Source organism: Rhizobium sp. YJ-22, assembly GCF_029601685.1.
Lineage (GTDB): Bacteria > Pseudomonadota > Alphaproteobacteria > Rhizobiales > Rhizobiaceae > Metarhizobium.
Map to the genome: position 1 here is coordinate 296,253 of NZ_JARRIR010000004.1, position 21,130 is coordinate 317,382.

At 60.4% G+C, this 21,130-nt stretch carries 23 protein-coding genes; 2 read left to right on the forward strand and 21 right to left on the reverse strand.

What is annotated here, in order from left to right; genetic code table 11:
• Position 1: 1 nt before the first annotated feature.
• Positions 2 to 1,582 (reverse strand): hypothetical protein, encoded by a 1,581-nt coding sequence (locus tag P7F60_RS11990; protein WP_277917954.1) that lies wholly within the window; start codon positions 1,580 to 1,582, stop codon positions 2 to 4.
• 70 nt (positions 1,583 to 1,652) lie between these two features.
• On the opposite strand from P7F60_RS11990, the gene P7F60_RS11995 reads away from it, so the two are divergent.
• Both P7F60_RS11995 and P7F60_RS12000 read left to right on the forward strand, forming a co-directional pair.
• Positions 1,653 to 2,048, forward strand: a complete 396-nt coding sequence (locus tag P7F60_RS11995; protein ID WP_277917955.1) for a hypothetical protein — start codon at positions 1,653 to 1,655, stop codon at positions 2,046 to 2,048.
• A gap of 344 nt (positions 2,049 to 2,392) precedes the next feature.
• Complete coding sequence (locus tag P7F60_RS12000; RefSeq protein ID WP_277917956.1) at positions 2,393 to 2,674, forward strand: hypothetical protein; 282 nt, start codon at positions 2,393 to 2,395, stop codon at positions 2,672 to 2,674.
• Between the two features lie 267 nt (positions 2,675 to 2,941).
• Here P7F60_RS12000 and P7F60_RS12005 read toward each other — a convergent pair whose 3' ends face one another.
• The 20 genes from P7F60_RS12005 to P7F60_RS12100 all read right to left on the reverse strand — a co-directional run bounded on the left by P7F60_RS12005 (position 2,942) and on the right by P7F60_RS12100 (position 21,100).
• Positions 2,942 to 3,283: a hypothetical protein gene (locus P7F60_RS12005; RefSeq protein WP_277917957.1), complete on the reverse strand. Its 342-nt coding sequence runs from the start codon at positions 3,281 to 3,283 to the stop codon at positions 2,942 to 2,944.
• Positions 3,284 to 3,494: 211 nt separating this feature from the next.
• The gene (locus tag P7F60_RS12010; protein WP_277917958.1) at positions 3,495 to 5,501 is read right to left on the reverse strand and encodes a hypothetical protein; all 2,007 of its coding nucleotides are present in this window, start codon (positions 5,499 to 5,501) and stop codon (positions 3,495 to 3,497) included.
• Positions 5,501 to 7,807, reverse strand: coding sequence for a hypothetical protein (locus tag P7F60_RS12015; RefSeq protein WP_277917959.1), 2,307 nt, complete (start codon positions 7,805 to 7,807; stop codon positions 5,501 to 5,503). The genes P7F60_RS12010 and P7F60_RS12015 overlap by 1 nt, the downstream gene beginning before the upstream one ends.
• The gene (locus P7F60_RS12020) at positions 7,807 to 8,079 is read right to left on the reverse strand and encodes a hypothetical protein (RefSeq protein ID WP_277917960.1); all 273 of its coding nucleotides are present in this window, start codon (positions 8,077 to 8,079) and stop codon (positions 7,807 to 7,809) included. The genes P7F60_RS12015 and P7F60_RS12020 overlap by 1 nt, the downstream gene beginning before the upstream one ends.
• Positions 8,080 to 8,081: 2 nt before the next feature.
• Positions 8,082 to 9,716 (reverse strand): tail fiber domain-containing protein, encoded by a 1,635-nt coding sequence (locus P7F60_RS12025; protein WP_277917961.1) that lies wholly within the window; start codon positions 9,714 to 9,716, stop codon positions 8,082 to 8,084.
• Positions 9,685 to 10,173 carry a GNAT family protein gene (locus P7F60_RS12030; RefSeq protein WP_277917962.1) on the reverse strand — a complete coding sequence of 163 codons (489 nt, stop codon included), beginning with the start codon at positions 10,171 to 10,173 and terminating at the stop codon, positions 9,685 to 9,687. The genes P7F60_RS12025 and P7F60_RS12030 overlap by 32 nt, the downstream gene beginning before the upstream one ends.
• Complete coding sequence (locus P7F60_RS12035) at positions 10,170 to 11,774, reverse strand: hypothetical protein (protein ID WP_277917963.1); 1,605 nt, start codon at positions 11,772 to 11,774, stop codon at positions 10,170 to 10,172. Before P7F60_RS12035 ends, P7F60_RS12030 begins: the two co-directional genes overlap by 4 nt.
• Complete coding sequence (locus tag P7F60_RS12040; RefSeq protein ID WP_277917964.1) at positions 11,771 to 12,364, reverse strand: hypothetical protein; 594 nt, start codon at positions 12,362 to 12,364, stop codon at positions 11,771 to 11,773. Before P7F60_RS12040 ends, P7F60_RS12035 begins: the two co-directional genes overlap by 4 nt.
• Positions 12,361 to 12,963 (reverse strand): hypothetical protein, encoded by a 603-nt coding sequence (locus P7F60_RS12045; protein WP_277917965.1) that lies wholly within the window; start codon positions 12,961 to 12,963, stop codon positions 12,361 to 12,363. Before P7F60_RS12045 ends, P7F60_RS12040 begins: the two co-directional genes overlap by 4 nt.
• A complete protein-coding gene (locus P7F60_RS12050; RefSeq protein ID WP_277917966.1) occupies positions 12,963 to 13,154 on the reverse strand; it encodes a hypothetical protein in 192 nt (63 codons plus the stop codon). The genes P7F60_RS12045 and P7F60_RS12050 overlap by 1 nt, the downstream gene beginning before the upstream one ends.
• Entirely contained in the window at positions 13,154 to 13,477 is a 324-nt protein-coding gene (locus P7F60_RS12055) for a hypothetical protein (protein ID WP_277917967.1), read from the reverse strand. Before P7F60_RS12055 ends, P7F60_RS12050 begins: the two co-directional genes overlap by 1 nt.
• Positions 13,477 to 13,857, reverse strand: a complete 381-nt coding sequence (locus P7F60_RS12060) for a hypothetical protein (protein ID WP_277917968.1) — start codon at positions 13,855 to 13,857, stop codon at positions 13,477 to 13,479. The genes P7F60_RS12055 and P7F60_RS12060 overlap by 1 nt, the downstream gene beginning before the upstream one ends.
• A 12-nt stretch (positions 13,858 to 13,869) precedes the next feature.
• Positions 13,870 to 14,304, reverse strand: coding sequence for a hypothetical protein (locus tag P7F60_RS12065; protein WP_277917969.1), 435 nt, complete (start codon positions 14,302 to 14,304; stop codon positions 13,870 to 13,872).
• Positions 14,305 to 14,317: 13 nt separating this feature from the next.
• Positions 14,318 to 15,304 (reverse strand): DUF5309 domain-containing protein, encoded by a 987-nt coding sequence (locus P7F60_RS12070; protein WP_277917970.1) that lies wholly within the window; start codon positions 15,302 to 15,304, stop codon positions 14,318 to 14,320.
• Positions 15,305 to 15,331: 27 nt separating this feature from the next.
• Complete coding sequence (locus tag P7F60_RS12075) at positions 15,332 to 16,321, reverse strand: hypothetical protein (protein WP_277917971.1); 990 nt, start codon at positions 16,319 to 16,321, stop codon at positions 15,332 to 15,334.
• A gap of 35 nt (positions 16,322 to 16,356) precedes the next feature.
• Positions 16,357 to 16,599 (reverse strand): hypothetical protein, encoded by a 243-nt coding sequence (locus tag P7F60_RS12080; protein ID WP_277917972.1) that lies wholly within the window; start codon positions 16,597 to 16,599, stop codon positions 16,357 to 16,359.
• Positions 16,596 to 18,659, reverse strand: a complete 2,064-nt coding sequence (locus P7F60_RS12085; protein WP_277918179.1) for a phage portal protein — start codon at positions 18,657 to 18,659, stop codon at positions 16,596 to 16,598. The genes P7F60_RS12080 and P7F60_RS12085 overlap by 4 nt, the downstream gene beginning before the upstream one ends.
• Positions 18,659 to 20,170, reverse strand: a complete 1,512-nt coding sequence (locus P7F60_RS12090; RefSeq protein ID WP_277917973.1) for a terminase — start codon at positions 20,168 to 20,170, stop codon at positions 18,659 to 18,661. The genes P7F60_RS12085 and P7F60_RS12090 overlap by 1 nt, the downstream gene beginning before the upstream one ends.
• Positions 20,148 to 20,606, reverse strand: a complete 459-nt coding sequence (locus P7F60_RS12095; RefSeq protein ID WP_277917974.1) for a terminase small subunit protein — start codon at positions 20,604 to 20,606, stop codon at positions 20,148 to 20,150. The genes P7F60_RS12090 and P7F60_RS12095 overlap by 23 nt, the downstream gene beginning before the upstream one ends.
• An 8-nt stretch (positions 20,607 to 20,614) precedes the next feature.
• On the reverse strand, positions 20,615 to 21,100 hold the full coding sequence (locus tag P7F60_RS12100) for a hypothetical protein (RefSeq protein WP_277917975.1): 486 nt from the start codon (positions 21,098 to 21,100) through the stop codon (positions 20,615 to 20,617).
• Positions 21,101 to 21,130: the final 30 nt, after the last annotated feature.

Below are 21,130 nucleotides of genomic sequence, written 5' to 3' on the forward strand. Positions count from 1 at the left end.
CTTACGAGACGGCCTTGATCCAGCCGTAGGTGGGGTCGTCATCTGGGACTTTAAATTGCGTGGGAGATGTCCTAAGCCCGGTCAGGACCGTTCCAGTCGCGCCTACAGTGACGTATGCAAAGTCATTGCTTTCGTCGTAGACAACGTCGTTGAGGTTTGTGCCAACGCCCGTTGCGGAGAGCGCCCAAGACGTACCAGCAGAGGATATCAAGGCAGTCCCGGTATTGCCAACAACAAGCCATTTTGCCGAGGGGCTGTAAGACGCCGAGTTCAGTTGCTGGGAAGTCCCACTCGTCCGGCTCGTCCAAGCGACGCCGTCTGGAGACGAAATAATTAGCCCGCCGGCGCCCACTGCGATGGAAAGACTAGCGCCGTTGGCTACCCCATAAATCGTGCCGGAGCCGGGCGATGTTCTTGCTGTCCATGTCGTTCCGTCAGGCGATGTGTAGATGCCGCTGGCGCCAAACGCCCGGACGGCGATAAAAAGACTACCGGTGTATGTGACATCTCTGATCGTCCCTGTATCGCTTGGCAGCGTGCGTTGCGTCCATGAGGTTCCGTTCGGTGATGTGAAGCCGGAAATCTGATTGAGCTGCGAACCCCCGACCACAACGAAAACCCCATTCCCGAAAGCAATCGAAAATGCTGAATATCCTGAAGCGGTGATGTTGCTAGCGCTCCACGTAACGCCATCGGGAGACACGCACGCGACAACCTGACCGTTGTTAGGGTCGAACCCAACTGCTACAAAAATGCCGTTCCCGTAGGCGACGCCAGTCAAATTGAGAGATGTGCCACTTGATCGCACGGTCCAGTTTGTGCGATCCGGCGAGGTTATGATCGTGCCGGTAGCACCAACTGCAACGAACAGACCTTCGCCATAGCAGATTTCGTTTAGCTCAACGGACACGCCAGAGGTTTTCGCTACCCATTCAACACCATCTGGCAATGCAGGAAGCAAAGCGGCAAGCTCAGGATAATCCGCGATATTGTAGATACCGCCGTTTCGACGTAGCCAGTCCGTGCTCAGCGTGCGCGCACTGTCGAGGAAATCCCCGACCTGATAGGCAGACGACGCATTGCCCGGATTGAGCAAGATAAACGCCCCGCCCCCGGCATTGGCCGCAGGATCGTAGGTGATCCAGTAATAGCCGGTCGCGAGGATATCGCCGGCATTCACATCGACCAGGCCGGCCGCGACGGTCTTGTAGAGCGGCTTTGCCCCGTTCCCGTCGAGATCGATTGTCGCGCCTCCGGCTGCAACATCACTCGCCGCTCGGAAGCCCAGATAGAGCGTCGCAGCGTAGGCGTCATAACCGCGCGAGGTGACGATGGTGATGGCGTTTGCCGTCCCGCCGACCGTATTCACACCTGCTATGTCTTTCGCGGAGATCAGGCCGAGTGCTTCAGCCGCGCCGTCGGGCGTCGTCGCCCCCGTCCCGCCAGCCCCGACAGGACGCGCGGCGTTCAGGTCGTTCGTGATGTCGTCGAGAAAGCCATTGTACTTTCCCGACTGGATCGCCTGCAGCGTGACACCTTTCGTGCCGGATGGCACGGCGTAGATACCGTCTGTTCTGGGCATTCAACACTCCATAGAAAAAGGCGCCTTGTGAGGGCGCCTGCATGACTCGACTCTTGCGGGAAATTTTTGGATGATCCTCCCTCTAAGCGAGGAGGATGAAACGATGAAGGTTCAGGGCTTGCAGACGATCAAGTCGTCAAGGGCAGCGGGGGACGGCGGCTCAATCACACTTTCCATCGCCGACAAAAGCGGCGCGGTGCATGAACTTCAATTCGACCGAACGCTGGTCGCCGATCTGATCAACACACTTCTGGTCGGGGCGAGCTTCCTCAAGCCCATACCAGAACTTCCTCTTCTCTCACTGTCAAAGATTGACGTGGTGGCAACCCCTCATGGGGCCGTGCTTTCCCTAGAAATTGCTCCCGGCGTTCACCAGAAACTCGGAATACCGTCAGATGACCTGACCCCACTTCGAGACGCGCTAGGAGAAGCCCTAGAGTTTTCGGCGGTCGGGCGGGTACAGTGAACTCGATGTCAGCGTTTGGCTGATAGGTGTCCATTTTTCCGTTCCTTTCACAACTATCGATTAACTAGCGCCACGGATTTCACTCGACTTGCGTGCGCTCTTTGGAAAAGGTGGCCCGATAAGGAGCACCCTCATGTTTAGAAAAATTGTCGTCTCATTGTGTTTCACATCGATAATGGCGCTCGCCGGCTGTGCGTCGCCATACAGCGGGTATCGGTCATCCGGCTATCGCGGCAATTGCCAATTCCCGTCAGATGTCGATGCGCGCGGTCGCCGATGCGGCAAACGCAGCGCCTATTCGCGGCCTGGCGGGTGGTGATTTCTTTCGATGCTGGAGAAGACCAATGGAAAACAAGTTTCAACTTGTAAGTTTTACAGTTGGCGGGCCGTCAATGTCCGTTTGCAAAGAAGCGATGGAAAAGGACGCGGAGACCAAAGCTGTTTGGCGCCTGCTTGAGCGATTTGATGACAAGAACTGGCTCGGCGTGATCATTGCTGAAGAAACCGCCGGCGTGACCGCCAAACTCAAGGACGAAATTGCCGTTCTTCGACAGCATTCTTCTGAAGACCCATTGGAGATCACTCGCGAAGATCGGAAAGCATTCAAGGCTTGGCTGGCATCCTAAAGCGTTCATTACAAGGGCGACTTGAGGCTCCTCCGAATTTTGTAAGCAACAGGGGACAACCTCTACGTCCTCACCCTGTCGAGTCCATATTGGGGAAGAGGTCCGAACGTGGTGAATGAATGGCTTGATGCTCACCTGTAGAGCTTTCCCCAGAAGAGGTGGCGAGGAATGCGCGAAGGTTCCTTTCCTCGTCACTGGTCTCAGGCTCTACGACAAACGTACCGCTGCTCTCTGAAAAGCGCATTTTCTATTCCTTTCGTGATGAGTTCATGCTGCTTCGGGATCAGGGCGCCCGGTTCCACCAGACTGGATAGGACGTGGCGTGTTCATGCCGATCAGCAAATCGTTGACAAACGCGTTGTGCTTCGCCGAGGCAATCTGTGCGATGCCCATATTGGCAAACGCGCTCTCGACATTGCCGTTGGAGAATATCGGCGCCGGCTGCTGCTGGACCTGCAGAATGAAGTTCGGCGCGGCCGCGCTTGCGAGGTGATCCGCATATTTCACGTCACACCAGCAGGCGTCGAACTTGACCTGCACATGCAGCAGCCGGGCGACGAATTCGACGATCCGGCGACGCACGCCGGCAGGACGAGGAGAAGCTCGCATCTTTCCATTCCTTCTGGGTTGTGAGATTGTGCCGGGCATGATCCGGGTCGTTCAAATCGCATGCATCGCTGTGACTGCTCTCATCCTTTATGGAGTGAAAGAGGGGCTGCTTGGCCTGTCGGCTTGGGGCGGCCCAGGATTTAGCCTTGGCTTTATCTTCGGCATGGCATTTTGCGTTGCAGGCTATCTTCTGATTATTTGGATCGACCCCTCATCGCGCCCGCGCGGTTCCGGCCCCGAGCAAGATTGACTGTGTCATCTGCTCGATAAGGCGTTGGCGGTTCGGTGACAGGCCATTCGGCGACATCAATTGAAGCACTTCCGGGCGGTTGCTGACGAGAAGGTCTGCAAGGGCCTTGTTCTTTTCCTGCGTGCGGCCGTCCATGATGGTCCTGAACAGCTTATCCGCCGTCTTCAGACCCGCGCCGCGAACAGCGCCGGGCACGCCGCCAGCCGCATAGGCCTGTCGAATAATCGCCGGATCAGGACTTCCACCAAGCGCCTCTATGTGCTGCTGCCGGCCGGCGGTCGCGCTGTTTCCCGTCACAAATTCACGCGTCCTTGCAAAAGCCAGTTCGTTTTCCAGCACCTTGAACAGCCGGTCGGCTTTCTCCTGGCCGAACAGCGTCGCCAAGCGGTCCCGGTTCCAGTCGCCTTCGGTCTTGATCAGCCGGTTCAGGCGCTGGACGTCATTGGCGTTGGTTCCAAGGATCCTGTCGACCTCTGCCCGGGCGCCCTGCGACAGGCGAAGCGGAACTGCAGATGGCCCGACATGGAAAGGCTGCGGCTGCGCACCGGCTTCTACTTCGGCGGCAAGTTCCGATGGACGGGGCGCCGTCCGGCCGCTGTCGAGCACCTGCTGACCGCGACCGATTGCATCGCGCTGGCGAGCGAGTTCGGCATACCGGCCATCGATCTCTTTGAGGCCCGGAACGGCATCGGCCAGGCTGTCGTCGATCATCTGGCGAGCTTCCGACAGGGCGCGGATGACCTTCGGGTCAGCCTCTGTCGCTAGCATGCCGTCAATGGCCTGCCGAGTTTCGAAGTGGACGCGAGGATTGCTCGACAGTGCGTCGGCGCCGTCAACATTCAGCATCCCTCGCACTTGCTGTAGTTTTCGCTGGGCTGGCCCGCGAAGGCGAGAAATGGAGCGGTCGAGGTCGTCAGCCACTGGCGAGATATCGTAGGGCCGGACGCCCCGGAACGCTTCTTCGTATGCCGGCGACAATGCCTGCTGATTGGCCGCGATGTCGTCGATCACATCAGAAGGGACGATATTGCGGCCAAGATTTTCGTCCACGGAAGTACGGATACGGGAATTCGCGCCGGCTCGCCGAGCCTCTAGCGCATCGCGCACCACTGCATTGCCCTCGCCTGACATGTTTGCAAGCGCCGCCGTGCGACCGCGAATATTGTCGCCGATATCGGCCACCATGCCTTCCGGCCCGAGATCGGACAGGCGGCCTTGCGCTGTCGGGACATCGAGATTGTCGGCGTCGAATGCCTCACGGAGCTTGTTCACGGCGTAGCGAGTGGTGCCGGCAGCTTTCGCCGCCTGACCGCCGCGGAACATTTCGAGCAGTTTGTTTGCGCCCGCGCCGACGGCCTTTCCGACCGCCGGACCAATAAACCCAGTTCCGGCTCCCCACATTGCCCCATTTTGAATGGCTTTCGGATCGCCTTCAGATCGAACAGCACTATCGGCCGCGCCAATACCGCCGCCTGTGATGGTGGAATACAGCGAACGGAGCAAGAGACTGCCCGGGCCACCGCCGAACGCGGCCGGTGCGGCCATAGCGGCCGGCAGCATCCCGCCGACGGCACCGGTGATGTTCGCTCCGGTCGTAATGTAAGGGTGCGCATCCTGCGCCCGGCTCGTGATATCCTGCGCCTGCTTCAGCCGGTCTTCGTAACTTCCTCCATCAATAGCAGATGTCAGGCCGGCAGCAGCGCGTTGTGTGGCACCAAGGATCATCGGGCCAGCAATCGGCACGCCGTCGACAAGGCCGGTCAGCCCTGCCCCGAGCGCGCCGCTCGCGCTGTTCGCACGCTCGTCGGCATCGAGTAGCGCCTGCCCTTCCTCGAAAGACAGATGCTTGCCGGAGCGTGGGGCCGGCGGAGACGCGAAGCCCTGGAAGCCTTTGAGCGCCGAAGCTTCGTCAGGCGCATCGATTTCGTATGTTGCGCCGTCCGGTCCCTGAATTTCGAAGATCGGCATTATGGCTTCCTTCTGATCTTAACACCGCCGCCAACGTCATTCCACTCGCCGGGCGCCGGTTGACCGCCAGAACGCTGACCGGCCAAGCTGCCATCGACAGACTGTTTGATGTTGCCAAGCATGCGCTTCAGTTCGTTGACGCTGTTGTTCGCGCGACCTTCAGCGCCGCCGGTCGTGGCGTCCCAAAGCTGGCTCGGGAGGTTGGTGATGCCGCCTTCCTTCGTCACGTCGATGACCGGGTCGTAGATCATCCGCTCCATCAAACCGAGGTCGGGGCCGTTGAGGACGCCGAGATTGAAGAGTTCCTTCAACTGCAACATGATCCCCTGACGAACAGAGTTCAAATTGTCTCGTGACTGCCCAGGCCACACTTCGATGCCGTTATCCTTGACCAACTGTGCATATCGGTCGAGTTCGCCAGATATCGTGGTGAATGCTTGATCGACGTTTGCCGCACGGTTCCGGGTTGCTTCGGTCGGCTTCTGGGCCGTGCCGGGAGTCAACTGAATTGCGCCAGGCGGCGTGCTGCCGGAGGGCTGCGGCAGAGCCGGGCTCGGGAACGAAGACGGTTGCGCGGCGCTTGGCGGCGATGCGGAGGACGGCGCGGAACGCGGGGGCTCCGATCCGGCGAAGATATCAATTCCACCGCCCTGAGGCGAGGTGATCGGCTGTGCCGGGCCCCCATTGGCCGGCTGACCGAAAATGCCCTGCGGCGTCATGAAGATGATGGACCCGTCTGCCGGGTTGGTGATCTGCTTCCCGGCGGCTAACTGCTGCGCTTGATCCTCCGTCAACTGGCCAGCATCCATCAGCCCGTTCAAGGCTTGCGCCTCGACGGAATTTCCTGAGAACCGGAACTTGCCGCCCGGCGTTGCGCCCGGAGGAGAAATCCATGTCTTCGTGTTCGGGTCATAGAGACGCCCCTCACCCGCATTGATCAGGGACTGCTCTTTTCCTGCCTCGCGCTCAAGCTTCCGCAATTCGGCCTGATACTTCGGGTCGTTCTGCTGCTCCTGCCGCTCCCAAGCCTTACGGGCACGGTAAACCTGCTCCTCGCGCTGAGACTGTACCGCCTGCAACTGCTGCTGAAGCAAGCCCTGTGCCGCTGCCTTCACATCGGCCGGCGTAAACGGGCTGGCGATGATCTGGTAAAGACGCGGATCGATGCCGCTGGCCTGCGCAAGCTGTGTCGGGGCCGGTGCGGCCTGCTGCGGTTGGCGCATGTCCTTCGGCAAGAATGGGCTGTTCGGGTTCCCGGCAGGTGCGATGGTTTCGCCCTGCTGCCCGGCGATAACCGGGAAGATGCCGACGTTCGGATTTCCACCGCGCGCACGGATCGCATCGGCAGCCGCCTGCGTCTCATCGACCGGCGGAGAAGGCGGCGTCGAGACATTGGTGGGAGGCGGAAGCGGCGGGGCGCTGGCCATCTGCTGCGGTGCCTGCGCTGCGATTGCGGCGGCGGCCGGCGACTGCGAGACCATCGGGTCGCGATAGGCCATCATCGGGCCAGCGCTTGCGACTTCCCCACCGCCGAAATCAACCGGCGTCGTCCCACCCCCGCCTTTACGGCTGGACCAGTTGCGGAAGTCGGCCACGGTCATGCCACGAAGAAACGGATTGGCTTTGATCACGCCCGGATCGACATAGGCGCTCACAGGCTGGCTGTCATCGCCAGAAAGGACGCTACGCGCACCGCCGGCGCCGAGGAAGTGGGCAGCATAGAGGTTGCCGGGCGTCGCGTCGATGCCGGCGCCTGCCAGGGCCTGCGCGTTGTCACGCGTGAAAGCCCGGATCGCCTTTTCCTGCTGCTGTGGGTCCATTCGCCCATCTGCAGTCAACCCGAGTTCCGGGTATTTCCGCATCAATCCGTTCCATGTGCTGTCGATGAACTGGTAGCGTCCGGCCGCCGAGGATGTCGGGTTGCGCGCGGCATCATTTCCTCCGCTTTCTGCCGCCCGGATGGCGCTAAAATAGTCACCGTTGCCAGCTTCGGGCGCCGGGGATGATGCGGCCAGTTCCTCCGCAATGGCAGGAGCCGGCATCGAGGAGCCGGCCGGGTTGAAAAAGCCCTTGGCGACGTCCTCGAACGTCGCGCGCATTTGATCCGCACCGGCCTTTTCCTGCTTGTCCAGCCGCCATTTCCCGACGCCAGCGCCGATGCCCTTCAGCACCGCGCCCCAGCCCTCTTGCGCGGTTTTCGGCGTTGCGCCCATGATCTGCGCCTGAAGGCTTTCGAGCAGCGCCCGCTTGCGCGCCACGCTTTCCGCCGTCTCGCCGGTGTTGCCGCCGAAGATAAATCCGACCATCAGAAAAGACCCCCGTTATGGCGACCGGTGAAGAAGTTGGCGAGGCCGGTCATGAACGACGGCTGACCGCCGCCCGGCGCTGCCGGGAAGGCCTTGTTCTGGTCACGGAATTTCGACAGGCCGAGACCGACGCCCGCCGCAAGCTGGCCCCAGCCTTCGGCGGCGTTCTGGGCCGGATGCCCGAGCATCGACATGGCGAACTGCTGTGCAAGCTGGTTACGGTCGGTCGGCTTGCCGGAAGTGCCGTTTGCGGGGATCAGGAAACCTGCCATGCTCATGCTCCTACCGGCACTTCGACATCGAACAGTGCGCCATAGTTGACGCGGCGGAGGCCATCGGCGCCCTTGCGAACGGCGTCTGGCCGCTTTTTCTCCGCTTCCTGCGCCATGACCCCAATATGCTTACGGCCGTCGTCGAATTCGCCGCGATACCGATATTCGTAAAGGTTGTGACCCTTGAGCTTGCCGACCTTCTTGATATCCCGCTTCGCCGTCTTGTCCGAGAGGCTGAACAGGCTGGCGAGGCCGCCGAGGATGGCCCCGGTTCCGGCCGACTTCGCCTGCGCGGCTGCGACGCGGTTCTGGTAGTCCTGCTGCATCAGGCCGGCCATGTCGACCGTCGGCATCTGGGCGCTTTGCGTCGGCGAGAAGTTCGGGTTCTGCACCTGAGCGCCAGAAAGCAGGCTGGTGATTTCGTTGATCGGCTGATTGCGAAGCGCATACTGCTCGTTCAGGAACTGAGCGCGAAGGGCGTTCTGCTCATTGAATTTCTGCGTCTGGATCGCGTTGTTACCCTGGATCACGGCATTGTTGCCGGCAGTCGTCCGATAGGCGTTGTCCGCGTTCTGCTGCGTCGCCGTATTCCCAAAATTCGCCCGGCCGAGAAGCTGGTCGTAAATCTGCTGCTGTGCCGCGTTTCCGAACTGACCGCGCGCAAGCTGCTGCGAAAAGTCCTGCTGCTGCGCGGAGTTCTCGAACGTCGCCCGGTCGCGGTCCATGCCCACAAGGCGGGACTGTTCCTGGCCGGCCGACAGGATCGCCCCGAGACGCGCGTCGTTCTCCGCCCGGCTGGCCTCGTCGAAGGCACGATTATAGGCGACGGACCCAGGCTGAAGGCCGCGATTGACGAGCTGCTGACGAAGGTTCGCCTTGTTCTGGTCGAGGGACGGCTGCATGCGCGCCATCAACGCGTCTTCGACCTTCTGACGATCCGCCGAATAGTCGTTGGCGCCGTAGGTGCGCGTGATGTCGCCAGCATCGCCGAAGCTGGTCGAGATGTTCCCGGCGTCGCCGAACGACGTTGCCAATTCAGGCGCTGACATGAAGTCGCGCAGGTTGGTGTAATTGCCAGCCGTTCCGGCCGCAGGAGCGCCATCGAGAGAGAACGGGCTGCTGAGAAGGTTATTCAGCTTGCTCGACTGGTCGGCCGCCAGCGTCGAAAGATTGAGGCCGGCGCGGTTGTTCTGGTCGAGGATGGCCTGCTGCGCGGGATCGAGCGTCGTCGTCAGCGTTGATGTCGGGATATAATAGCCCTTCATCTCGGTATAGGCGGGATCGTACTGCGGGTCGCCGCCTACCGCCTCATCCTTATAGCCGGTGATGACCTGACGGCCGTTCGGGCCCCCGACGGTGGAATAGATCGGCACCTTCTGCGTCTGGCCCGTCGGGGAGCCGGGCAGCATCGGCCGATCCTTGACAATCGACCCGTCTGGCGCGCGATACCAGGTCTGACCGTTGTCGTCGGCAATGAACTTGCTGCCGGTTTCCGACCATGTCTGAGAACCGTACGGGCCAACCTGGTTCGTCTGGCTCAACGCATTGTTGGCGAGCGCCGTAGAAATGTTGGTCGAGGTCTGGGCGGCGGCCTGCTCTTTCGGGCTAGGCGGCTCGGGTGTCTTTGGCTTGCCCATTCAGGTCGCTCCGATAAAATTTGCTCTGCTTCCACGCGTCGTCGGTCAGCGTGAAAATTCGCTCGTCCTCGTTCCGGCCGCGAAGCCGGGGGATGACGAAGCTGGTGAAGCCGTAGGCGTGGAAGATGCGATGCAGGCTTTTGTTCTCTTCCGAAATGCGCGCAACCACCATCTGGCAACCGCAGTCGCGGAAGGCGTAGGAGAAAATCGCCTCAAGAGCCTGCCGGCCAAGCCAGCGCTTGCTCTCTGCTGCTGCCGAAATCTCGATCACATCGGCCATCGGCTCGTAGTTGTGGAACACGACGGCGCCGAGAAAGACGGCATCGTCGAAAGCCGCCATACACCGGCATTCCCCGAAGCCTCGATCACCGGCACCGATCTTGCGAGAGATGTAGCTGACGATGGCCTCGTGTTCTGCGGGGTTTATGCTTCCGCTCGTCCACAACAGCGAAATCATGCCACTGCCTCGCCGCCATGGACCTGCATCGTCGCGAGATCGATCTGCAGGGTGAGTTGAAACTGCCCGGAAGACGTCACCGCGCAACCAACAGCGAGCGTTTCGCCATTGGCCCGGACGTTCTGCCGGAAATTGAACCGCTGGAGCGCCGACACCTCATCCCAGACGGCGACATCCCACAGACCGACATCCCAGACTGAGGAATTCTCATTGCCGATGGTGACGGCGCTCTGCGTCGGGATGCTCGTATCGCCGTCGGCGCGCGCGAACAGCTTCACATTCGGCTTTTCCTTGCCCCGGAAATACATCTGGGCGAGCGAGGCCGATTTGCGCTGCCCGATGTTGCCGGCGGCGATGAACTGCGACAGGTACGTCGCCTGGAAAGGCTGACCGTCGTCACTCCCGCTGGTATCGGCCGACCAGACATAGCCCTCGTTCCCGCCGAAGAAGAGTCGGCCCTCTTTCACGCCAAAGCAGTTGGCCGGCCAATTTCGGATGAACGACCAGCGTTTCGTCTGGCTGTGCAGGACGAACGTGGTGTCTGGCACGACGACGTTGTTCGGGAAGGAGATCAGGACAAGGTTCTGCTCTTCCCACAGCGTCATGCGCCAATCGCCACCGGTGGAAATTGCGGCCTGCGACCATTCCTCTTCGATAGGCTCCGAAAGCGGCGGCTGGTCGGCTCCCCGCTGCAATACGGTGGACATCGAGCGCAGACCAGACACGGTGCAAACCAGAACATCGCCGATCAGCGGGAGGAAGGCATTCTTGCCGAGCGGCTTTCCGAGAGGATAGACGCCGACCAGCGCGAAATTATTGCCGGGGTCATCGCCGCTGTAGATCGCGGCCTCGCCTTCCGTCGTGACGAACACGCAATAGGCATTCGGGCCGTCGCCAGCCTCGAAAGACCATGTGAAGCCTGTCAGCAGCGATCCGCCCTTCGAGAAGATGCTGCCGAGCGGAAAGACCTTGGCCGCGCCACCAATCGCGTCCACATCCTCAAGGTAGTATGCATCGAGCGTGCCGGCCTTGATGAAGAATTCGCGCTTCTTGAAGAGCCAGCCATGCGAGAAGCTGGCGCTGGTCGTCAGGTCACCGACATCGAAGGTGATTGACGGCGTCGTCGCCCAGGCCGTGCCGTTATAGACCTGGCGCGCATCATGACCGTTGACGGCGATCAGGTATCCGCCCGCATCCGTCGTGTGCTGGAAGGACGACCAGTCGCCACCGTCGAGCGTATCCACATCTGCGGCGATGGTGTCCGGCAACGGCGGCGGGTTCGAGACGTCATAGATCGCCGATCCGGTCGCCATGAACAGCTTTTCCATGCCGCCATAGCGATAGCGCATCGAACTCACCAGCGCGGTGGCATCCTCGACAAGGCCAGACCTGACCGAGCCGCCACGAATGCGCGCGCCCCGGATCGTCGGCAGCCAGTTGTCGAGCACGCTGGCAGCGCCGGAAATCTCGTCAGCGAGACCGGCAGTCGTCACCAGCCCGAGCTTGGGCGCGGGATAGACGAGCGGGGCAGATGTCGGCCGATTGCCGCCACCACTCCCGCCGCTAGGCTTCTGCGCGCGACCGGGACGGATCGGGATCATTGCGCACCCCTGTCGGCTTTGATTTCCTGCACCAGATCGGCTTCGAATTCGGCCAGATTGTCGTCGAAGACGAGGCCCTGCTGCCGTTTCCAGCGCCAGATCACGTCCTTTTCCAGCAGGCGTTCCGGGAACAGGATTTCGTCGTCGTCAGAGCCGAAATCGCTCTTTTCCGTCGTACCGTTCTTGATCCAGTTCCGAGAGACATAGAGCATTTGCGCTCCAATGCCGGCAGCGGCGGGCAGGAACGAGAAGGACGCGCCGGTCTCGAAGTAATAGGGCTGCGACGTGTTCACGCGCGCCAGGACCGCCCATTGCGATCCGTTCGTGACCGGGCGAAATGGCTCGCCTGCGGCCGTGGTGATGGCGCCGCCGGGGATCAAGCGGTGGAAGTCAGCAGGGATCGGGCCGGGAGAGGCCCCGAACGCCGTCGTCTTGAGCATCTTGCTCCAATCGACGCGGCGGGAAATCTCGTCGCCACCAGCCTTGGCCATGCGGACGAGCGATTGAGCCTCGTCATTGCCGAACACCTGGTCGAACCGGTCGAGGTTGATGATGTCGCAGACATTGTTGATGATCGTCTTCAGCGTCATGGCGTGAATGCTCCGATGACGAACTGTCCATTGGCCCAGCGCGACCGCTCGTCGGTCAGCTTCAGACCCTTGATGGCGTCATCTTTCAGCGCGCGAGCGGCTGTGGCTTTGTCGACATCGGCACCATAGATCGCGATTTCCTCGACGATGCCGTACAGGTAGACGTCGGGCGCCTTCTCCAGCAGCCAGTTCGTCGGCGCAGCGGGGGTGAGCGGAGGGATTTTCGCATAATAGATCAGGCTCAGCGTCGCGCCATTCGCCGGGCGGGCCTGAAGCTGGTTCCCGACAACCGCATAGCCGGCGGGATAACCGCTGAAGCCGCGGTAGCGCTCCTGCAGTTCCGTCAGCGACCACGCCGAGAGAGGAAGGCCATTCGGCGCGGTCATCTGTCGGACTTCGAGGAAATCGGCCGGCAGATCGGCGTTGCCGTCGGTCAGGACGATATCCGAGACCTTCTCCATATCAGCGATGCGTAGCTTGCGGTTCAGCTTAGCCTCGCACAGACCGACGAAGCGCGCGAACAGATGCGCCACGTCGTTGCGGCCGGCATATTCGCAGGCGTCAATCAGCAGCGAGCCGTAATCGGAGATGGTGGACATCAGTGCGCCTTCCTGACCATTTCACTCATGGCTTGGGCATCGCCTTCGGCATTTTCGCGCATGAACGACAGCTCAATCATCCACAGTTCGTAGATGTCCATGAAAACCGCGTCCGTTCTTGCGCCGGAGAGCGTGACGGCTTCGTTGAGCTTCAGGCGCTCCAGCGCCGTATCGCGGTCACGCTCGATCATCACACCCGCCCTTCGAAGGACCGCCAGGCCCTATTGTCTGAATTATTCAGCCACCGGGCGACATACTTGTCGTCGCCCTCGTTGTGCGCCTGCATGATGTTCTGCTGGTAGGCGTGGCTGATCGGGATGGAGGCAATTTTGACCCAATCACCCATGGCATTCCCCGCCGTGGCATTGCGGGTAAATTCGTTCATGCGAACGATGTCATCGACGGGCTGGTCGATCCTGAAATGATGTTCCTGCCCGTCGAAATAGTGCCAGACGGTCCGGCCAGTGTGACGGTTCCAGTCGTACAGTTCCCATTGGCCGTCCCGAATGATCATTACTCGTCATCTCCGAAGTTGGAGAGCGCCGGCTCCGCCTTGCCTTGGGCGACAAGCTCACGAGCTTTCTTCAACGGGACCGCGACGGTATCGCCGGCATACTTGCGCTCGTTCTCGGTCGGCCAGTAATCGGCTTTCAGCTTGACGTCGATTGTCTTGCCGCCGGTCGTCTTGACCGTCTCCGGGATGGAGACGGGAGACGGGCCAGGGGTGACGTCGACCACCTTTGGAGGAGCCGCATCGGCGGCCATCGGGATTTCTTCCGAAACGGCCGACTGGGACTGCAGGCGCTTATCGATCTCCTGCTGAAGGCGCTCATCACCCCAGCGGGCATCGATTTTGATACCAAGCTCGCGGGCCTGGTTTTCGAGATCAGACATGATCGTTCTCCTTTAGACAGCCGCACTGAACGGCGTCACTTCGGTGCCCGTGCCGGCACAGAGGATTTGCACCTGCCAGAGGTTCGCCGCGATGTCCTTCAGCCGGATACGGTCACCCTTCAGGCCGCCCTTGGTCGAGCCGTTCATGGTGATGGCGTCGGTATCGGCCGCCGTTTCGAAGCCGGCCGTCGTGTCGCCTGCGTCCTGCAGCATGACACACTGACCGGTCATGACGTCGGACGCGTTCGCCACCTGAACAATGAGGTTGTTCGAGGTGATGGTCGTGCCGACGACGATGTCGAATTCCGTGCCGGAGCCGTAAGCCGCCGGCAGGGTCAGCGTAGACCCTGCCGCACGGTTGACGGTGACGATAGCAGGCGCGCCATGCGTCGAAGCGTTGAGCGCCTGGGTGGCGCCGATGACATTAAAGGGAAGATATGCGGGCATTGTCGGGGCCTCCTTAGCTCGATGCCGTCATGCCGAAGACGTCGGCGACAATGCCGAGGCCCTTTTCGTTCGCGACCTTCAGGCAACCTTCGCCGATGATCACGCCCTTGTCGGCGTCACCGGTCTTGGCGACGTCCTTGTCTTCCTGGATTTTGCGGAACCACAGCCAGGAGGCGAATTCCGGATCGATGAAGAAGACGTTTCGGGCGAGCGCCGGGCTTGCGGACTGGACGACGTTTGGCTCGACCATGACCTTGCCGAACGGGCCCTCGTAATAGTCGGCCGTCGCAACCATCGTGTTGCCCTGGCCGCTGTCGACCGAGTAACGGAACGGGGCGACGTTGGCGTCGGACATGATCGAGACGAACACCGACTTGATGTAGGAAGAGCCGACGACCTTCTTGAACTTGGCGCCGTTGTTGAAGCCCTGCTGCATCACGCCATCCATGAGCGTCTTGGTGAACGCGCGCTGGGTGCCGTTGGTAGCCGGAGTGGTTACGCCGCCGACAAAGCCGCCATTGGCGCCACCGGAGCCGCGAGAGACGTTGCTGGTGATCCAGGTCGGCAGGCCGCCGGAACGACGCACGACGCCGCCCTGTGAGGGCGTGTTCGACAGGATCGAGAACTCGACGTCCTTGCGGATGCCGACGCCCTTCTTGGCCTTCTGGTACTTGCGCTTGAGCACGTTACCGGCTTCGGACGCAGCTTCCTGAGAACCGGAAATGATCCAGTCCTTACGGAAAATCTGCGTGTAGTTGCCGGGACGAACGGGCGGGTCGGCCTTGTCAAAGGTGTATTCTTCACCTTCTTCGCGGGCGTTGTCGCCGGGTGCTTCAAGGCTGTCGGTGATCCACTCGGGATGGATGCCTTCAGCAGAGCCCTTGCTCAGCATGGTGTAGATCGGGGTATCTTCCGGGTCGATGCGGGAGACCACATCGGCCAGGGTTTCGCGGTTCGTCGTCGCATTGTTGGTGCGGACGGTATTGGTAATGACAGCCATGGGGCTGCTCCTTGAAAAACGGGGTTGTTAATCGAAGTCGATCAACATCGCGTCGTGGATAGAGCCGGAACGAGCCAGTCGTTTCATCGCATCCTTGTTCTTGCGAATTGCCTGCTGCGAATTGTTCTGCGCCTTGGCCTTCGCGACCGCGACAGGCGCATTCGCCACCTTCTTCATGGCCTTTGCCTTCGCCGCTTCAGCCTGCAGGCCGAGGCGAGCGTAATGCGCCAGCTTATAATAGCGGTGGTCGGTAAGACCCTGCATTTCCGCTTCGGTGAAACCGAGGCTTCGGGCTGTGTCGAACGCATCGTCAAAGAACTGCTCTTGCTGTTCTCTGGTTTTCAGCAGGTCCGGGAAGGCATCGAGGAGGGCTTGCTTCTCTCCGACCAGCGTCTGGTGGCGCTGCTCGTCGGAAATCTCCTGTGCAACCTTCTGCGGCTCGCCGGCAAGCGAAAGCAATTGCTGAACCTGCTCAAGAGCAGCATCATAAACAGCCTTCTGCGCGGCGAACTTATTCGGATCGGATACGGCGAGAGACCTGTCGGGCTCGGGCGGCATCTGGCTTACAAGGAATTGGGAGAGTGCGGCCGCCGTATCGGCGACCCGATTTGACTTCGTTTCCAGATCGCGCCGCGAATTGGCGACTTCCTGGGTTTTGCTGCGGTAGTCTTTCTCCCGCATGTAACCGAGCTTCAGCTCCTTCACGGGAACCTGCTCGCCGCCTTTCAGGGTAATGAGGGTGTCATCGAACTTGGCGTCGTCGACCGGCTCGTCACCGTCGTCTTCGCTGCTCTCGCCTTCATCGCCATCTTCGGCGTCATGGGGGAGTTCGGACGGCTGATCATCGTCATCGTCCGGCAATTCGGCCGTTTCGTCCGCGGTCTCTTGCTCAGGGTTGGCGTTGGCGTCGTCTTCTTCGCCAAGCTCCACGAAATCGAGTGCGCGCGGATCAGACAGGCTGATTGCGTCAACGGTTTTGCTCCCGCCGTCGTCCGGCAGGTTGGCACTATCGTCCATTTGGGGGTTTCCTTTTTCGGAGGGGACAGCCGGCGCTAGGCGGGCCTGTTTTTCACAGCCTTGGCTTCTTCAACGATGAAGTTGAGCTTGCTGCGAAATTTCTTGATCGCCCGCGCTTCTGCGGCATAGGCGGCTCGTTTGTCGTGATCTGCCGGATCAGCGTTGATGCAGGCGTTCGTCGCGCTCCGCTCGATCTCGTCCCAGATTTCGTTGAACAGAGGGATGTCCAGCATTTGACGCGCTTCGGCCGCGCGGCGGCGCAAGAGTTCGTCGCTCATCCTGGGTCACCTCCGATGTGGACCGGCGTCACCGGCTGGGCCGAAAGCACCTGCACAGCGTTCTGGCGGGCCTTCATCTCCATTTCCTTGTCAATCTGGTACAGCTTCAGCTTGAAGTCCTTTTCCATTTCCTCGCGTCTGAGCGTCATCTCGTTTGCCAGCCTCATTTCCTCAAGCCTGGCGTCGGATTGGGCTTTCGCCTGATCGGCGGCGGCCTTCGCCTTGATCTTCTCCATCTCAGGATCGGTCTTGTTCTGGCTCGACTGGATCGCCTGCTGGATTGCTTCCGGCGTCGGCTTGGTCAGATACGGCAGGGCGGACGGCAGGCCGGCGGAGATGATCGTCTTTTCAAGCGCGGTATAGAGATTGTCCGGTGTCACGAATGGGTTGTTGACCGCACCGAAGGCCGCCAGCAGCTTTTCTTGCAAACCGGCGACAACCTGCATCGCCATCATGTCGCGCTCGCGTGTGCCGGCTCCGAGGCCGGTGTTCACATGGGCATCCATGCTCGCATTCCACGACCGGGGATCGAACGTCACCCAATCGTCGCGGAGCCGAACCGTACGCGGCTTGTCCTGGTGCTTGATGACCAGCTTCAACAGCCCGCCGAACACCTTTTTCAAGCCGTGCGCGATGGTGCGAACCATCAATTCCGTCTGACCGACACCGGCCTGCTCCATCAGCGATGAAGCCTTGGCCGTGACGTTCTGCAACGCATCGGGGGCGAGACCACCGGCCGCGTCCGTGATGCCTGTCCGATCTTCCAGTTCGCGGTCCAGATATTCGAGCATCGAGAACGACGCCTGGGCAACGAACGGGACTTCGCTCCAGCTTACCGCCGCGCGCACATCGGGGATTTCCTCCGATATGCGGATCGGCTTGCCGAAGGAAGGGTTCAGCATCGAGTCTGGATTGACGACAGCGCCCTCGCGAACGATAGGCTGCTGATTGTTCTGCCAATAAACGTTGTCGGCCGTCTCACGCAGGAACACGACACGAGCGGTTTGCAGGTCCATCGCATCATCGGTGACAGAGTGCCCCTCGCGGTCATGCGGTCGGCGTTCACAGGTGATGTCGGCGAAAGGAACCTCGTCCCATTCCTCGTTTTCGAACAGGTATTCGTCCTTGATCCCGCCAGCGTAAACCAGACGACGCAGTTCAGCGATGCCGTCGCCATCTTCGTCGATGCGGACAAAGAGTTCGTAGTATTCGACCTCCTGCAGCGACTTCTCGACTTCGGTAACGTCGATGCCCGCGCCGCGGCGGCGGGACTCTTCTTCGGCATCGTCCTTGCCGCGCGCTTCCGGCAGCGCCCAAATGCGGTCGCGGTCATACCCCATAGCCACAAGATCGGTGCGGCGCAGGTTCTCGGTAATGCCGACCAACGGGCTTTCGTCGATATCGAGCGCATCGGGATGGATCAGGAATTTTTCGGGCGCAACAGCCTCAAGCCGTGTAATACCGCGCGTTTCGCGACGCCTGATCTTGACGGTATAGGTCGGCACCTCTGCCGGCCCCTGCGGAGTGTCGATCTGCTCGACGCCCTGCTCCTGCTCCAGAACGGTCACATCGTCGTCGGCGACCAACTGCACCAGCGACATTTCATCAAGCCCGGTATGCTTCGATACGGTCGTGGTGATCTTCTCGTCGTACCACCAGCGAATGATGCCGTTTCGCAGCTTCAGTGCATCGTGGATCGCGTCCTGCACCGCATTGTAGCCGTTGCTCTCCGGGAACACGACATTGTTGATGTAATCCGTCGCCTGTTCGGCGCTAGCCTCATCACCTTTGGCAACTGGCTGATACTCGACGACCTTATCACCACCCAGGATGACGCGGACGATGGACGGCAACACCTTCTTGATGGTCTTGCGGACATCCCGGCTGACGAGGCGCGAACGGCCGTCAATCTCCGGGACATAGGCTTTCATCTCGCCGTCGTAATAGTCGTTCGCCTTCTGGCGCTTCGCCGACAGGTCGTCACGATAGGCTTCGGCGTCCTCGACGAGATACCCAATCGTCGTCGAAAAGGTGTCGTCTGCCGTCTTGATGTTGGCCATCAGGCGACCTTTCTCGTCTTGAATTTCCATGCGTCGTCGGTCTTCGGCTTCTGCGGCTTGTAGCCGTCTGTGAAGGTCATGAAGCCGTCTGCGCCGTGACTGTGTTCGTCGTGGCGAGGATGACCGCGCCACACACCAAGCTTGTCATCCCAGTCGCGGGAATAGTTTTCGAGATGGACGATACCAGGAGCCGTTCCCGCTTCATCGAAGCAGCATCCCGGCAACTTGCTCCGAACAGCCTGGATAGAATTCTGCTTGTTCGGGCTGCGTTCGACCGTCACGAAGCGATAACCGAGATCGGCCGCCATGGTCTTAATGGTCTCTGCCTTGCCGCTTGTCGCTGTATGCCGGCGATGGTCAACGTCGTGCGGGGCGTAGTGGACACCCCAAACAGCACCACGTTGCGCCGCCCATTTCTCAAGCCAGTTGAAATAGTGGCCAAGCCCCATCCCGCTGTCTTCGAAGTAACCGACGAAACGATCCTCGCCCGCTACGGACTGATGAAGCCAGATCGTTTGATTGTCGCCCTGGCCAAAATCCCAGAACGTGTTCACCGCTATCTTAGGAACGAACGGGAAATTCCCGATCCGCTTCAGAAGCCTGAGCGCTCGCATCTCCTTGCCGAAGTATGCACCCTCGCGCGCGGCCTTGAATGCCTCGTCAGGCGTCGATGGGAATTCCTTCCACATGTCGTCGCCCTGCTCGACCTTCTTCGCCGCGTACCACCATTTCTGGCCATAGGTCAGCGTGATGCCGTGCTCTTTTCGCAGACTCTCGAAATACGCATCGTCCTCGACAGTGATAAGCACCGCCTCGTCGAGCATGTATGTCGGGTCTTGCCACCAGGCGAAGAAATGGAACCGGTAATCCAGATCGCCCAACGCCCGGCCGGCATCGAGCACCGCGCGCGCCGTCTGCGTTTTGTCGTAGAAGTCGCCGGCCCTGCCCTCTGCCGTACTTTCGATGAAGCAGAGCTGCCGCGGTGCGAGCGTGTTCAGCGTGCCTGACTTGACTTCCTTGGCCTTGTCGGGGGCCTTGGCGCATATCTTCCCGTATTCCGAGACATGCAGGAAGTTGAACGTCCCGGATCGCAGCGAAACACCAACCTCGACACCGGAGCCATTGTCGAATTCGACCTGTACCGTGTTGTCCGATTTCAGAGCGACGTTGCGCCTGATCTCCGCAGGCAGCCGCTCGTAGGCGAACTTGATGCGGGCGAGCAGCTTCTGCGCATTCGTCTTCGTGTCAGCCACCAGACCGGCCGCGAAATTCGAATTGAACAGGCAGCAATCCAGCGCCAGCAACAGAATGAACGTCGAGAAGCCCATCTGGCGGGCCTTCAGGATGATGTTCAGATAGTGCATCTCGTCGAGGAGCTTGCGCTGCGCCTCGTTGAGCTTGAACAGCACGACATTCCCGTGCTTGTCCTGGATGTAATAGAGGTTTTCGAGCCGCCAACGCCGATCAGACCATTGCGCGATCAGCGCTTCACTTAGTGCGGGTTCGCCCATCAATCGCGTCCATCAATGCCTTGATGCTGTCGCCGGCCTCGTGCGTCGTCTTCTGATCTACGTCGATGCGGTCGCCGTATTTCTTCGGTCGCATCCGCGCCGCAACCCACTTCCGAGTCTCGATCTGCAACCGCCGATGTTCCGTCATGTCGAAGGTCGTTACCTCGACCTTGCCGTCGCCCGTCCGCTTCGTTTTCTGACCGATTTTCGGTGTGTCCGCGATGGCCACCATCTCATCGACAAAGGTGTCTGCTTGGGCTTCGCGCGCACGCGCGTATTGGTCCGCGAAGGCTGCATTTTGCGCCAACCACTTGAACACTGTCGACTTGCTTGGCATCGCCTTGTTACGGCAGACGGCACGAAGGCTCAGGCCGCTTGCCAGACGGTCACAGATGGCGTCGGCAATCTCCTGAGTGAATACAAGCCTGCTTGCCATGACGCTGCTCAGCAGGCCTTATCGCCAGTCAGGTACGGATGCAGCGCGGTATAAGCGTCAAGCGCTTCCTGTTCGCTCTTAAAGCCCCCAACCGTGATCTGCAGGTCATAGGAGCCTTTGCGTTCCATCGACATGAAGGTGTCTGGCGAGACAGACGCCATCGTGGCGCGCAGGGACCCGCTTGCCTCTGGCTGTGGGCTAACGGACAAACTACCGAAGGTGCGGAAAGTCACCGGGCCTTCGACAGTCTTTGCGGCAGCAGGTGACAGGTTTGCATATCCGACCGTGCTATCGGTTTTACCGCGGCGCAGTGCGCGAGAAATGACCTCGACGAAAAGCCCTGCACGTTCCGCCTTCAATTCGATCACCTGCCCCGCAATGAGCAGAGCCGGGCCACTGGCGGTCGTCACCTCTTTGGTGAAGCAGGTTTCCTCAATGAGGAGTTCGACCTCAGCATCACGCTGCGGGTTCTTCGTGAAGTCCGTCGAGTACATGTGATCACCTATTTGAACATTATGGGGTTC

Excerpts from the sequence above, each read along its gene's own strand:
- P7F60_RS11990 (WP_277917954.1), bottom strand. The coding sequence starts at position 1,582 with ATGCCCAGAACAGACGGTATCTACGCCGTGCCATCCGGCACGAAAGGT.
- P7F60_RS11995 (WP_277917955.1), top strand. The coding sequence starts at position 1,653 with ATGATCCTCCCTCTAAGCGAGGAGGATGAAACGATGAAGGTTCAGGGC.
- P7F60_RS12000 (WP_277917956.1), top strand. The coding sequence starts at position 2,393 with ATGGAAAACAAGTTTCAACTTGTAAGTTTTACAGTTGGCGGGCCGTCA.
- P7F60_RS12005 (WP_277917957.1), bottom strand. The coding sequence starts at position 3,283 with ATGCGAGCTTCTCCTCGTCCTGCCGGCGTGCGTCGCCGGATCGTCGAA.
- P7F60_RS12010 (WP_277917958.1), bottom strand. The coding sequence starts at position 5,501 with ATGCCGATCTTCGAAATTCAGGGACCGGACGGCGCAACATACGAAATC.
- P7F60_RS12015 (WP_277917959.1), bottom strand. The coding sequence starts at position 7,807 with ATGGTCGGATTTATCTTCGGCGGCAACACCGGCGAGACGGCGGAAAGC.
- P7F60_RS12020 (WP_277917960.1), bottom strand. The coding sequence starts at position 8,079 with ATGGCAGGTTTCCTGATCCCCGCAAACGGCACTTCCGGCAAGCCGACC.
- P7F60_RS12025 (WP_277917961.1), bottom strand. The coding sequence starts at position 9,716 with ATGGGCAAGCCAAAGACACCCGAGCCGCCTAGCCCGAAAGAGCAGGCC.
- P7F60_RS12030 (WP_277917962.1), bottom strand. The coding sequence starts at position 10,173 with ATGATTTCGCTGTTGTGGACGAGCGGAAGCATAAACCCCGCAGAACAC.
- P7F60_RS12035 (WP_277917963.1), bottom strand. The coding sequence starts at position 11,774 with ATGATCCCGATCCGTCCCGGTCGCGCGCAGAAGCCTAGCGGCGGGAGT.
- P7F60_RS12040 (WP_277917964.1), bottom strand. The coding sequence starts at position 12,364 with ATGACGCTGAAGACGATCATCAACAATGTCTGCGACATCATCAACCTC.
- P7F60_RS12045 (WP_277917965.1), bottom strand. The coding sequence starts at position 12,963 with ATGTCCACCATCTCCGATTACGGCTCGCTGCTGATTGACGCCTGCGAA.
- P7F60_RS12050 (WP_277917966.1), bottom strand. The coding sequence starts at position 13,154 with ATGATCGAGCGTGACCGCGATACGGCGCTGGAGCGCCTGAAGCTCAAC.
- P7F60_RS12055 (WP_277917967.1), bottom strand. The coding sequence starts at position 13,477 with ATGATCATTCGGGACGGCCAATGGGAACTGTACGACTGGAACCGTCAC.
- P7F60_RS12060 (WP_277917968.1), bottom strand. The coding sequence starts at position 13,857 with ATGTCTGATCTCGAAAACCAGGCCCGCGAGCTTGGTATCAAAATCGAT.
- P7F60_RS12065 (WP_277917969.1), bottom strand. The coding sequence starts at position 14,304 with ATGCCCGCATATCTTCCCTTTAATGTCATCGGCGCCACCCAGGCGCTC.
- P7F60_RS12070 (WP_277917970.1), bottom strand. The coding sequence starts at position 15,304 with ATGGCTGTCATTACCAATACCGTCCGCACCAACAATGCGACGACGAAC.
- P7F60_RS12075 (WP_277917971.1), bottom strand. The coding sequence starts at position 16,321 with ATGGACGATAGTGCCAACCTGCCGGACGACGGCGGGAGCAAAACCGTT.
- P7F60_RS12080 (WP_277917972.1), bottom strand. The coding sequence starts at position 16,599 with ATGAGCGACGAACTCTTGCGCCGCCGCGCGGCCGAAGCGCGTCAAATG.
- P7F60_RS12085 (WP_277918179.1), bottom strand. The coding sequence starts at position 18,659 with ATGGCCAACATCAAGACGGCAGACGACACCTTTTCGACGACGATTGGG.
- P7F60_RS12090 (WP_277917973.1), bottom strand. The coding sequence starts at position 20,170 with ATGGGCGAACCCGCACTAAGTGAAGCGCTGATCGCGCAATGGTCTGAT.
- P7F60_RS12095 (WP_277917974.1), bottom strand. The coding sequence starts at position 20,606 with ATGGCAAGCAGGCTTGTATTCACTCAGGAGATTGCCGACGCCATCTGT.
- P7F60_RS12100 (WP_277917975.1), bottom strand. The coding sequence starts at position 21,100 with ATGTACTCGACGGACTTCACGAAGAACCCGCAGCGTGATGCTGAGGTC.